This is a genomic window from Pseudomonas guariconensis (genome assembly GCF_024127895.1).
Classification (GTDB): Bacteria; Pseudomonadota; Gammaproteobacteria; order Pseudomonadales; family Pseudomonadaceae; genus Aquipseudomonas; species Aquipseudomonas guariconensis_B.
The window spans coordinates 36462-49211 of record NZ_JAMYBK010000033.1 but is presented as its reverse complement, the minus strand read 5'-3'; the positions used below and the strand labels follow the sequence as shown (position 1 = coordinate 49211).

9 protein-coding genes are annotated in these 12750 nt (G+C 66.1%); 3 read left to right on the top strand and 6 right to left on the bottom strand.

Features of this window, described 5'->3' with window-relative positions:
• The 4 genes from NJF35_RS22630 to NJF35_RS22615 all read right to left on the bottom strand — a co-directional run.
• On the bottom strand, window positions 1-714 hold a 714-nt coding region (locus tag NJF35_RS22630; RefSeq protein ID WP_253091500.1), incomplete at its 3' end, for a PAAR domain-containing protein.
• A gap of 339 nt (window positions 715-1053) precedes the next feature.
• A complete protein-coding gene (locus tag NJF35_RS22625; RefSeq protein ID WP_225790554.1) occupies window positions 1054-3435 on the bottom strand; it encodes a DUF3772 domain-containing protein in 2382 nt (793 codons plus the stop codon).
• Window positions 3436-3492: 57 nt separating this feature from the next.
• Entirely contained in the window at window positions 3493-4560 is a 1068-nt protein-coding gene (gene ada, locus NJF35_RS22620; protein WP_225790555.1) for a bifunctional DNA-binding transcriptional regulator/O6-methylguanine-DNA methyltransferase Ada, read from the bottom strand.
• A gap of 315 nt (window positions 4561-4875) precedes the next feature.
• A complete protein-coding gene (locus NJF35_RS22615) occupies window positions 4876-5502 on the bottom strand; it encodes a DNA-3-methyladenine glycosylase family protein (protein WP_225790556.1) in 627 nt (208 codons plus the stop codon).
• A gap of 176 nt (window positions 5503-5678) precedes the next feature.
• Here NJF35_RS22615 and NJF35_RS22610 point away from each other — a divergent pair, with 176 nt between their 5' ends.
• From NJF35_RS22610 to NJF35_RS22600, 3 genes are all read left to right on the top strand, one after another.
• A complete protein-coding gene (locus NJF35_RS22610) occupies window positions 5679-6194 on the top strand; it encodes a sigma-70 family RNA polymerase sigma factor (RefSeq protein ID WP_225790557.1) in 516 nt (171 codons plus the stop codon).
• Window positions 6181-7137: a FecR domain-containing protein gene (locus tag NJF35_RS22605; protein WP_253081606.1), complete on the top strand. Its 957-nt coding sequence runs from the start codon at window positions 6181-6183 to the stop codon at window positions 7135-7137. Before NJF35_RS22610 ends, NJF35_RS22605 begins: the two co-directional genes overlap by 14 nt.
• 96 nt (window positions 7138-7233) lie before the next feature.
• On the top strand, window positions 7234-9723 hold the full coding sequence (locus tag NJF35_RS22600) for a TonB-dependent siderophore receptor (protein WP_253081607.1): 2490 nt from the start codon (window positions 7234-7236) through the stop codon (window positions 9721-9723).
• A 101-nt stretch (window positions 9724-9824) separates the two neighbouring features.
• Here the strand turns inward: NJF35_RS22600 and NJF35_RS22595 are convergent, their stop codons facing one another.
• Both NJF35_RS22595 and NJF35_RS22590 read right to left on the bottom strand, forming a co-directional pair.
• Window positions 9825-10985: an MFS transporter gene (locus NJF35_RS22595; RefSeq protein WP_253091499.1), complete on the bottom strand. Its 1161-nt coding sequence runs from the start codon at window positions 10983-10985 to the stop codon at window positions 9825-9827.
• A gap of 410 nt (window positions 10986-11395) precedes the next feature.
• Complete coding sequence (locus NJF35_RS22590) at window positions 11396-12613, bottom strand: MFS transporter (RefSeq protein WP_225790561.1); 1218 nt, start codon at window positions 12611-12613, stop codon at window positions 11396-11398.
• Between the last annotated feature and the right edge of the window lie 137 nt (window positions 12614-12750).

Here is a 12750-nt window from a genome sequence, read left to right as displayed (position 1 = left end):
CAGCACCCCGGCAATCTCCCCGATATGCGCCATCATGAAATTGGCCTCCTCCTCGCTGAGGATCGCCAACGACTCCCGTGCATGCTCGGCCGCGCGCATCAGGTCGGCTTCCTCGCGGGTACAGGCATGGTGGTTGTCGGGGTCGCCGATGACGAAGATCTCGCCGGCCTTGAAGCCCTGCTCGAAGGTGGGATTAAGCCGTTGGATACGGGCGATGGGCAGCGTCTGGTCCTGCTCCAGCAACCGGCTCAGCAGTTGTGGGCCAGACATGCTGCGGGGGACGATGTAGAAGCCGGGCTCGAGCGCGACCGGCGATGAGGTGATGCCCGCCGGTGCCTGCACGGCGGACACTGCCTGCGTGCTGGCGGCAGCGTGCGCCGAACGGGCAGTGGGCGTGACACCGCCCAGCGAACGGCTGGACGGTACCTCGCCATGCAAGGGCGCCACCACCCTGTTGCGGCCACTGGGGCATCCACACGCGACCAGCGAGCCATCCATCGCCAATGGCTGGCCATTGGAAATCCACCCGAGATAGCCCTCCACGACGATCCCAGGTTCGCCACACAGTGGGCATTCAGTGGTTGCATCCCCAACCCGCAGGACCTTGCGCCCCTCGCAGAGATAGCCCTCGCCACTGGCGATGCAGATCGCCCCCGTCGTGGTGATGTCACCGTCTACTGCCTGGCCTCTGCCCTCGAGACTGACGCGGTACATAGGCAGGTTCCTTTGCCTGGAAAAGCTCCGAAACCTAACAGGTGCAAGCGGGCCTGTTGCCTGGGCGCTGACAAAAGAGACCTTTCCTACGCCACGCAGAAAGTATTCTCGCAGGATCGGCTCCCATGGCGTCTGAGTCGATCACACATGATGTGATTTGCCGAGCCTGGTGGGGCCCTGCCCCACGAATGGGCTCCCTCGCGTCCTGTCTCGGAAATACGTTCGCTTTTGGCGAGTGGCTTGGGTGTTCGGCCAAGGCGCCGCCAAAAGCGAACAACTTATCTCCGAGACAGGGCACTAGGATGACAACCTTGAGCTGACTGGCATTAGCCCCCTACTTCACGCCGACTGCCCAGGCTCCTGCAACAACACCATGCTCTGCGGCGACGACAAGGCGATGCCCTCGTCACGCAAGCGCCCGAGCACGGTGAACAGCAGGTCGCTGCGTGTGCCCGACACCTGCCGTGGGCTGGCCACGTAGCCACTGACGCTGAGCACCATGCCGCTGGCGGTGATGTCCTTGAACGACACCGACGTCGCGGGCGCATCGAGGATCGACTCGTGCTCGTGATAAGCCGCCAGCAGCAGTTCGCGCACCTTGTTGGCGTCGGTATCCAGCGGCAGGGTCAGGGTGATACCGACCACGCCCAGGGCATTGCCCATGGTCACGTTGCGCACGTTCTGCGAGATGAACTGGGAGTTGGGCACGATCACCGTGGAGCGGTCGGACATCTGGATCTCGGTGGCACGCACGTTGATCCGGCGGATATCCCCCTCGACCCCGGCCAGGCTCACCCAGTCGCCCACCTTGACCGGGCGCTCGGTGAGCAGGATCAGGCCAGAGATGAAGTTCTGCACGATCTGCTGCAGGCCGAAACCGATACCCACCGACAGGGCACTGACCACCCAGGTCAGGCTCGTCAGGTTGATGTGCAGGGTCGACATCACCAGCATGGCCAGGAACAAAAAGCCCAGGTAGCCGACCAGCGTCACCAGGGAGGCGCGCATGCCAGCGTCCATGTCGGTCTCCGGCAGCAGGCGCTCGCTCAGCCAGCGCTTGAGCACACGAAGACCGAACATGCCGCCGATGAACATGGCCACGGCCAGGAAGATGTCCTGGGGCACGATGTTCAGGTTGCCGAGGACCTTGCCACCGCTCCCGTCCCATTCCCCCAGGCTCAACAGCAGCTCGCCGGGGCTGGTGCCCGACGGCATGAAGGCGAACAGCGCGGCGACGAACAGCAACAAAGTGCGGCCGATACCCGCCAGGATGGTGCTGGCCTGGGCCTGGTGGCGCTGCTGCAGGCCCAGGGCCGAAGCCAGGGCCAGGCCGCCAGGCTGGCGCGGCGAGAGCAGGTTTTCGCAGAGATCGCCGAACAACGTGATGAGCAGGTAGGCGCAAGTAGCTACCACGCTGATCCACAGGAGCTTGGCAGTGAGGAAGTAGGCCAGGGTCAGGTAGCCGGTGAGCAGCGCCAGCAGGATCAGGCCGACCCACACCAGGCTCACGAACGGGATCAACCCAGCCAGCCCAGGCGGGCGCGCCAGGCCATGCTGGCGCCGGGTGCGGCTGTAGCGCACCAGGGCCGCGACGAAGATCAGCGACACCACCAGGGCGGTCAGGCCGTTGGTGGCCACGGTGAGCGCCAGGCTGGTGCCGATCACACTGTTGATGCGCTCCTGGGTCAGCAGCACCATCAGGGCCAATGCCAGCAGCGGTGGGAACCAGCCCAGGGCACGGGCGATCTCGTCGGGGATCGGCGGCAAGCGCCAGGTGGGGCGTTGCAGCATCAGCATGGCGCGGCCAAGGCCGGAGATGAAGGCGCTGAACACCACCAGGGTGAGGATGTGGTTGGTCAGGCTGGCGATGTCGGCGCCCAGCTCGGCGCTGCTCTCCAGGCCCCAGCGCACCAAGGACACCGCGCCGCCGATGGTGGCCAGGGTGGCCAGGCTGACACCCACGGCCAGGGCGCTGCGGCGCAGTCGGCCCTCGGGTAGCCAGCGGATCGTGGCGTCGGCCAGCAGGCGTTCGACCATCCGCCGGAGCAAGGTCCAGACCAGCACCGCGATCACCAGGCTGGCGACGAACAGCCAGCGCTGCCCGGCACTGAAAGCGCTGGCCACGGCATCCGCCGCCTCGCCGCGCAGGCTGCGCAGGCGCGCCAGGTCCTCGTCGGTGGGGCGGATCAGGCTCGACCAGAACGCCGGGCTCAGGGGGCTGGCGGCACGGCTGGTGACCTGCGAGTTGAACAGGCTGCGGCGCAGGTTGACGATCTGTGTCGACAGGTCGCGGGCCGACTGGGTCAGCTGGGTGGCCTGCGTCTGCTGGGCGAGCAGGGATTTCTTCTCGTCCTCCAGCTGCTTGCGCTGGCGGGTGATGCTCTCGGCCTCGTCCGGCAACACCGGGCCGAGGACCTTGAGCTGGTCGTCCAGGCGCTCCACGTCGGTGGTCCGCAACGTGCCCAGGGCGTCAGCCTGGCGCTGGACCTGCAAGGCGGCCTGGCGCAACTGCGACAGCAGGTCGTCGTTGGCATTGCTGGTAACGCCCTGGCGGATCTGGTCGAGCCGGTCGCCCAGTTGCTCCAGGCTGGCGTTTTCATCCAGCACCGACAGCTCCGCCGGCGCCAAAGGTGCTGCCGACGCCGACCAGGCCGGTGTCGCCACGCACAGGAGCAAGGCCAGCAGGCCGATGCATAAATGGTCAAGGCTCAAGCGCCTCATCCGAATTCCCCTATTGATAAGCTCTGTTGCGCGGGAATTCTACGCTGCTCGTGATGATCAGGTGAGTGCCGTTTCTCGCTCCAGCAACTGCCGTTTGCGCTCCACGCCCCAGCGATAGCCGCTGATGTCGCCATCACGGCGCACCACCCGGTGGCAGGGGATGGCCACGGCGATGTGGTTGGCCGCGCAAGCCTGGGCCACGGCGCGCACTGCCTTGGGCGCACCGATGCGTTCGGCGATCTCGGTGTAGCTGACCCGGCTGCCGGCCGGCACTTCGCGCAGGGCCTGCCAGACCCGCTCCTGGAATGCCGTGCCCTGCACATCCAGCGGCAGGTCCAGGCCCAGGGCGGGCGCCTCGACGAAGCCCACCACTTCGGCGACCAGGCGCTCGAAACCGGTGTCCGCGCCAATCAGCCGTGCCTTGGCGAACTGGTCTTGCAGGTCTTGCAACAACTGTTCAGGGTCATCGCCCAGCAGGATGGCACAGATGCCTCGCTCGCTCTGCGCCACGAGGATCGCGCCCAGCGAGCACTGGCCGATGGCGAAGCGGATGGTCGCGCCTTCGCCACCGGCGCGGTATTGCCGTGGGCGCATGCCCAGACGCTGGTCGGCGTTTTCGTAGAAGCGGCTGTTGGAGTTGTAGCCAGCGTCGTAGATGGCCTCGGTGACCGTGCTGCCTTCAGCGTCGAGCCGCTGGCGCAGGCGCCGGGCGCGGAAGGCCGAGGCATAGGCCTTGGGCGTCAGGCCGGTCTCGGCCTTGAACAGGCGGTGCAGGTGAAAGGGGCTGACGGCGAGCGCGGTGCCGAGCTGGTCGAGGCTTGGGGGCGTCTCGCTGGCCTCGATCAGGCGGCAGGCGCGGGTCACCAGTTCGGTACGGCGTCCATTCGGGTCGGCCATGGCGTTCATGCAACGCTTGCAGGCACGGTAGCCGGCAGCCTCGGCGCTGGCGGCATCGGCGAAGAACTCGACGTTTTCGCGCTTGGCCAGGCGCGAGCTACAGCCGGGGCGGCAGTACACGCCGGTGGTGCGCACGGCGTAGACGAAGTGGCCAACGGCCTCGGTATCACGGGCCTGCACGGCGAGCCAGCGTTCGTGGTCGGAGGCATAGGTGGGGGCAGGCTTCATGGGGAGGTCTCCTTGCGGTTGATGGCACTAGCCTGGCAGGCCTGGCTTGGGCCATCACTCCGATTCTTGCCGGTGAATCTTCGGTGTCTGCATCTGGAAAGCAATGGGGCTGCCGTGCAGCCCATCGCCGGCAAGCCGGCTCCCACCGGATGGAGTCGATCCTCAAAGACCATGTGGGAACCGACTCCATAGCGTCCTCTGCATGGCACATGATGCGTGAACACCGCCGAACCCTGTGGGAGCCGGCTTGCCGGCGATGGGGCGCGAAGCGGCCCCAACTCTCCAGCCTGAAATCCGCCACTCCCCTGGCCCGCACTAGGCCCGCCACAGGTACCAGGCCGCCACTGTCCGGTACGGGCTCCAGCCACCACCCAGCGAGCGCAACTGCGCCGGTGTCGGCGCCTTGTCCAGGCCTTTCATCCGACGATACCCCTCACGCACGCCAAAGTCGTCCACCGGTAGGATGTCGGAGCGCTCCAGGCAATAGATCAACAGCATCTCGACCGTCCAACGCCCGACGCCACGCAGGGGTACCAGGCGCTCGATCAACGCATCGTCATGCAGGGTCAACGCCTCCTCGCGGCTCGGCACGATGCCCTCCAGGCTCGCCTGGGCGATGCCTTGGAGGGTCGCAAGCTTGCTGGCAGAAAAGCCGCAGGCCCGCAGCGTCTCGGGCGCGGTCGCCAGCAGTTGCCCAGGACTGGGGAACGCCACGTCGGGAAACAGCGCCAGCAGCCGCCCGAGGATCGCCTCGGCCGCCCGCGCATGCAGTTGCTGGTAAGCGATGGCCCGCACCAAGGCCTCGTATGGCTCGCGCCCTGGCATCGCCGCATGCTGGCAAGGACCGATCGCGGCGATGTGCCGCGCCCAGTCAGGGTCCAGGGAGGCAAGAAAGTCCGTAGCCTCGCGGTAGGCCTCGGGCGACAGATCGGCCAGGATCATGGCGTGGTACCTGTGGGTGTTGGGGAACAACCAGCTTAGCCCAACCGCTCATCGGGCAAACGCCGGATCTTGCGCGGCAAATTCCCGGCACGCCATTGCTCTGCGACCGATGGCCCGCATAGAATTGAGAACTATTAGCAAACGCACCTCCATCCGGAACCAGGGTTTTCGACACGATGCAGATGAACGACACGCTCAAGCCGTCCGAGGTCGATCTGCTCTATCAAACCCACCACGCCTGGTTGCGCGGCTGGCTGCGGGCACGGGTCGGCTGCCGGGAGAATGCCGCCGACCTGGCCCAGGACACCTTCGTGCGCCTGCTGCGTGCACGCCAGCCTTCACCCCTGAAGGAACCCCGCGCCTACCTGAGTAGCATCGCCCGGGGCCTGATGATCGACCAGTTCCGCCGCCGCGCCCTGGAGCGCGCCTACCAGGAAAGCCTGGCCAGCTTGCCCGAGGGCGAAGCGCCCAGCGAGGAACACCGGCTGGTCATCCTCGACACCCTCGAACGCCTCGACCAAGCCCTGCACCAGCTCAAGCCACGGGCACGCCAGGCGTTCCTGCTCGCCCAGCTCGACGGCCTGAGCCTGGTGCAGGTCGCCCAGCGCCTGGGCGTGTCGCGGGCCACCGTCGAACGCGACCTGGCCAAGGCCCTGGGTGTCTGCTACCGGTTGCGCTATGCCGACGCCTGATCGCCACCCGGCCCAGTCCCACGTCGACCAGGCCATCGACTGGCTGGTGCGACTGCGCTTCGACACGCCCAGTGCGAAGACAGAGCAGCAGTTCCAGCAATGGCTGGCCAGCCATCCGCAGAACGCCGTGGCCTGGCAGCGGGTCAGCCACCTCAGCGACGAGCTGGCGGGCTTGCCCAGCGAGCTGAGCCGACGCACCCTCGAAGGCAGCCGTCGCCAACGCATCGGCCGCCGTGACCACCTCAAGCTACTGGCCGTGCTGGCCGTAGGCGGCAGCCTCGGCTGGACCGCGCGCGAGCCGCTGGGTCTACCAGCGCTGCTGGCCGACTCCAGCACCGGTACCGGCGAGCGACGCAGCCTGCAAGGCAGCGATGGCAGCCGCATCCAGCTCAACACGGCCAGTGCCGTCGACCTGCGCTACAGCGCCGATCAGCGCCTGCTGACACTGGTCAGGGGCGAGGTCAGCCTGGACAGCAACGCCAACGACAACCGGCCGTTCCGCATCGACACCCGCGTCGGCCCCCTGGGAACCCAGGGCGGCCAGTTGCTGCTCCGGGAGAACGACCAGGGCCTGCTGCTGGCGGTGCGCCGCGGCGAAGTCACGCTGTTCCCCTCCTCTGCTTCGCCGCGCCTGGTGCGCAGCGGCGAGGTCCTGCAAGTGTCGCCGTCGGGTACGTACCAGGCCGCCGCCCTGCATGGCGACCCCTGGGGCTGGACCGAGGGAGTGCTCAGCGTGCAACGGATGCCGCTGGGCGAGTTCGTCGCGGAGCTCTCGCGCTACCGGCCCGGGCTGCTACGTTGTGCCCCTGGAGTGGCCGACCTCAGGGTGTCCGGCACCTACCAGTTGGCCGATACCGAGCAGATCCTGTTGCTGCTCGCCCGTAGCCTGCCGGTGCGCGTCGACTACCGCACACGCTATTGGGTGAGCATCGAGGCGGCCTGAAAAAATTTTGAAAATAAATGAGGTGGAATCTCATTCTCGTTCGGCCTGAAGGAACAAAGCCCGAAAAGTGGTCTTCACAACCTTCAGGAGCGCTTCATGAGTCACCCCTGTTCCCCCCACAACGACCGGCTGCGCCATGCCGTGCGCGCCGCCGTGCTCGGCTTCGGCCTGGCCGGCGCCTGCTGCCTGCCGGCCCAGGCCCTGGCGGCCCCGGTCAGCCAAGGCCAGCAGATCGACTGGAACATCCCGGCAGGCCCACTGGCCGTCGCGCTGGACCAGATGGCCCGCCAGGGCGGCCTGAACCTGTCGTTCGATGCGAACAGCCTGCAAGGCAAGACCACCGGCGGCGTCCGGGGGCATTACGACAGTGCCCAGGCCTTGTCGATCCTGCTCCAGGGCAGCGACGTGCAAGTGCAGCAGCAAAATGACAAGAGCTTCCTGCTGATCCCCGCAATGGATGTCGGCAGCGCCCTGGAGCTGGGCGCCACCAGCATTTCCAGCAACCGTCTGGGCGAGACCACCGAGCACAGCGGCTCCTACACCACCGGTGCGGTGACCATCGGCAAGGCCCCCCAGAGCCTGCGCCGCACGCCGCAGTCGGTGACCGTGGTGACCCGCCAGCGGATCGACGACCAGAACATCACCAACCTGACCAACCTGCTCGAACAGACCCCAGGCGTGGTGGTCAACCTCACCGACAGCGAGCGGGTGCAGTACTACTCACGTGGCTATGCGATCGATGCCATCCAGTACGACGGCGCCACCGTGGTGCAGAGCAGCGGTGGCGGCTCGTTCATCCAAAGCGATTCGGCGATCATCGACCGCGCCGAAATCCTGCGGGGGGCCACCGGCATGTTGCGCGGCGCCGGCAACCCGTCGGGCACGGTGAACCTGGTACGCAAGCGGCCAACCTACGAGTTCCAGGGCGAAGGCAGCGTGACCCTCGGCTCCTGGGATGCCCAGCGCTACGTCGCCGACCTCTCCGGCCCGCTGACCGAGACGGGCAACGTGCGTGGCCGGGTGATCGCTGTGCATGACGACAAGGATCACTTCCAGGACTCACGCATGGAGCGCAAGGAAGTGTTCTACGGCGTGCTGGCCTTCGACCTGAACGACAGCACCACCCTCACCACCGGCCTCGAATGGACCAAGCTGGACGCCACCGGCGCCTGGGGCAACCTGCCGGCCGACTATGACGGCTCGCCCCTGCCCCTGGGCCGCAGCACCTACCTAGGCGCCGACTGGAACCGCTGGGACCGCAGCAACCTGCAGACCTTCGCCGAGCTGGAGCACCGCTTCGACAACGACTGGAAGCTCAAGCTGATGGCCCAGCGCACCCACTTCGAGCTCGATGACCACGGCTTCAAGCAGACCTACTTCACCCGCGCCAGCGGTGCCGACAACCCGACCAACAACCCGTACCTGATGAACTACCAGGTCACCGAGGGCGATGGCGGCGAAAGCCTGCAGAACAACCTCAGCGCCACCCTCAACGGCCCGTTCGAGCTGTTCGGGCGAACCCACGAACTGATGCTCGGGGTCGAACGCATCCGCAACGACTCCTATGCCTCGGCCACCCATTTCACCCCCTCGGGCCTCTTCGACATCCGCGACTGGGATCCGAAGACCAGCCTGCCGGAGCCGGACATCGACATCACCGCCCACCCGGTGCGCACCCGTACCACCCAGGAAGGTGCCTACGCCACCTGGCGCATCTCCCTGGCCGACCCGCTCACCGCGATCATTGGTGCACGGAACAACTGGTACGACTACGAGCAGGAGAACAACACCAGCGGCAACGGCACGTTCAGCGTCGACAACAAGCTCGTGCCCTACGCCGCGCTGATCTACGACCTGAACGAAAACTTCAGCGCCTACGCCAGCTATACCGAGATCTTCAACCCGCAGACCGTGACCGACGTCAGCGGCTCGGTACTCAAGCCAGTCGAAGGCGAGGCCTACGAGACGGGGATCAAGGGCGAGTTCTATGATGGGCGCCTGAATGCGTCGCTGGCGTTCTTCCGTATCTACCAGGTCGGCAACGCCATCGATGACATCGCCTCCGGCATGCCATGTGGCGGCAACACCGGCTACTGCAAGATCGCGGCGGGCAAGAACCGCAGCCAGGGCTTCGAGCTGGAGATCTCCGGCGAAGTGCTGCCGGGCTGGAACGTCACCGGTGGCTACACCTACAACACCACCGAGTACCTGAACGACCCCAACAACCAGGGCAACGCGATCCGCACCACCGACCCCAAGCGCATGCTCAAGCTGTTCACCAGCTATCGCCTGCCGGGTGAGCTCGACGCCTGGACCATCGGTGGCGGCGTGCAGGCGCAGAGCGACATCTATTCACGCGCCACGGCCAGCTCGCGCGGCGTCAACCCCGACGCCGTGGCCAGCCAGTCGGGCTATGCGGTGTACAACGCCATGGTCAACTACCGCTTCAACGAGCACTACTCGCTGCAGCTCAACGCCAACAACATCTTCGACAAGAAGTACTACCGCCAGGTGGCACCGACCCCGACCGGTTACTACTGGGGCGATCCACGCAATGTGTCGGTGACCTTGCGCGGGAGCTTCTGAGCCTGGCCCATCCAGGGCCAGTGCTTGCAAGGTCTTCTAGTGATGAGTCAGGGCAAAACTGGGGGCGCGAAGCGGCCCCAGTGGCTGTCTTGGAGGGCACCTCACTCCGCCACCGCCCGCAGCCTCCCCGCCCGCCGATACGACTGCCGGGCAAAGCACACGAACAACCCCGCCATCAGCGCCAGGGCCATGGGCAGCCCGTGGGGCGCCACGTCCATGGCCGCGCCACTGAGCAACGGCCCGACCAGGCTGCCGACACCCCACAGCAAGCCCACGCTGGCATTGGCGGTGACCAGGTCCTGGCCCTTGAAGCGCTGGCCGATCAACACCAGCGCCAGGGTGTAGATGCCCCCGGCCACCGCCCCCAGCAACACCAGCAGCGGCCACAGCAGCCAGGTCATCTGCAGCAGCCACGGCAGGCCGATGCCGATCGCCATGGCCACCAGCCCGCACACCAGGTGCAGCCCGGTACGCTCCACCCGGTCGGCCAGCCAACCCAGGGGCAGTTGGAAGAGCATGTCGCCAGCGAACACCACGGTGACCATCAGCGCCGCCACACCCACCGCGAAACCATGACTGGTGGCGTACACCGGCAGCAGCGACAACACCACCGCATCGAAGAACGAGAAGAACAGCACCGCCACGCACAACGCCGGCGCCACGCGGAAGAATCCTGCCAGGGTGAAACTCTTCTCGCCCTCGTCGCCATGCTCTACATGATCGTCGGGCACGGTCAGCAGGATGCACAGCAGCGCCAGGGCGTAGCAGGCGGTGACCACACCGGTCACCCAGGGGCTGTTGGCACCGAGCACCGCCAGCATCGCCGGGCCGAGCACCTGGAAGCCAGTGAAGCTGGTGGCGTACAGGGCCATGATCTTGCCGCGGTTGTGCTCCGGGCACAGCTCGTTGACCCAGGACTCGCCGAGGATGATCGCGATGCCCATGCCGATCCCCAGGCCCAGGCGCAGCAGCGCCAGCAGCCAGATCGAGGAGAACGCCCACTCCAGCAGTGCGATGCTCAGGGTGCACAGGCTGAAGCACAGCAGGTAGATGGTGCGCCGGGTCAGGTGGCGGCAGCAGGTGTCGACCATGAACGCCGAGAGCATCATTCCCGCGGCGGGAATGGCCGAGAGAATGCCGATCTCCAGGGTCCCCGCACCGGCCTCGTGCAGGCGCAACGACACCAGCGGCAGGCTCGCCCCCAGGCTGAAGCCCACCACCGACACGGCGAACAACAGGCCCGCCAGCAAACGCATGTTCATGTACCACTCCTTGCACGCCGACGCACTGGCCCCCTGGGCACCGGTCGGCGGGAAATCACTGAAAAGATGTTCGAACGCAGGCGCCCGCAGCCACGCCATGGCGGCGGGTCATGCAGGGACGCGGATCAATTCAGGCAAGGTGTGGCGAAAAGGTGAAAGCGAACAGCACGCTACGCCGACGCTTGAGCACCGTGTCGCTCGGCCACGCACGACGTACCACCTGGACGACAGGCTGGCGGACGGGGCGAAGGCTCGGGGTACGGCGCATTGCATCGACTACATGGATTGAAAGGAGGCGGCACTCTAGGCCAAGGGCAGTCGGCTCGTCAATTGCCGGGGCCGCTTCGCGCGGTCTGGCAAGCCCATCACCGGCTTGCCGGCGATGGGCTGCAAAGCAGCCCCAACCGCGCTCAACGCTTGCCGGTAGAAGGCAGGAACACCGCCAGCAACCCGAACAACGGCAGGAACGAGCACAACCCATAGACATACTCGATGCCACGCAGGTCGGCCACGTACCCCAGCAACGCCGCGCCAATGCCGCCGAAGCCGAACATCAGGCCGAAGAAGATCCCGGCGATCATGCCGACGCTCCCCGGTACCAGCTCCTGGGCATAGACCACGATGGCAGAGAACGCCGAGGCCAGAATGAAGCCAATCACCACGCTGAGCACGGTGGTCCAGAACAGGTCGGCATAGGGCAGCGCCAGGGTGAACGGTGCCACGCCCAGGATCGAGAACCAGATCACCGCCTTGCGCCCGATGCGGTCGCCGATCGGCCCGCCGAAGAAGGTGCCGGCCGCCACCGCGCCGAGGAACAGGAACAGGTGCAACTGGGAACTGGCCACCGACACGCCGAACTTCTCGATCAGGTAGAAGGTGAAATAGCTGGTGAAGCTGGCCATGTAGAAGTACTTGGAAAACACCAGCAGCCCCAGGACCACCAGCGCCAGGATCACTCGCTGGCGGGAGATGCCGTGGCTCGCCGGGGCGGCCTTGCGTGCCTTGAACTGGTTGAGGTGGCCCTGGTACCAGCGGCGCAGCAGCAAGGTCACGGCGAAGAAGAACAGCCCGGCCAGACCGAACCAGGCCACGTGAGTCTGGCCGAAGGGGATGACGATGGCGGCCGCCAGCAATGGGCCAAGGGCCGAACCTGCGTTGCCACCGACCTGGAAGGTCGACTGCGCCAGGCCGAAGCGCCCACCCGAGGCCAGGCGGGCGATACGCGAGGTCTCCGGGTGGAAGGTCGAGGAGCCGATGCCCACCAGCGCCGAGGCCAACAGGATCATCGGGAAACTACCGACGAAGGCCAGCATGACGATCCCCACCAGGGTACACAGGGTGCCCAACGGCAGCAGGTTCGGCGTCGGCCGGCGATCGGTGAAGAAACCGACCCAGGGCTGCAGCAACGACGCGGTGATCTGGAAAGTCAGGGTGATCATGCCGATCTGGGCGAAACTCAGGTCGTAGTTGGCCTTGAGCATCGGGTAGATGGCTGGCAGCACTGCCTGGATCAGGTCGTTGATCAGGTGCGCCAGCGCGCAGAAGGCGATGATGCGCATCACCAGTGGGTTGGCTTGCGCTGCCGTCTGCGGGGCGGCGCTGGTGGTCTGGGCACTGCTCATGGCCATGGGCTGGGTATCCGTGCGTGCGCGAGTTGGGATCCGATTATCCGGAAACAAGTAGATACATAGCTAGCTTTTTATGGCGCTCATCAAACACGTACTTGTAAATGGTTCTCAATATATTTAGCATCTTCAATTCTATA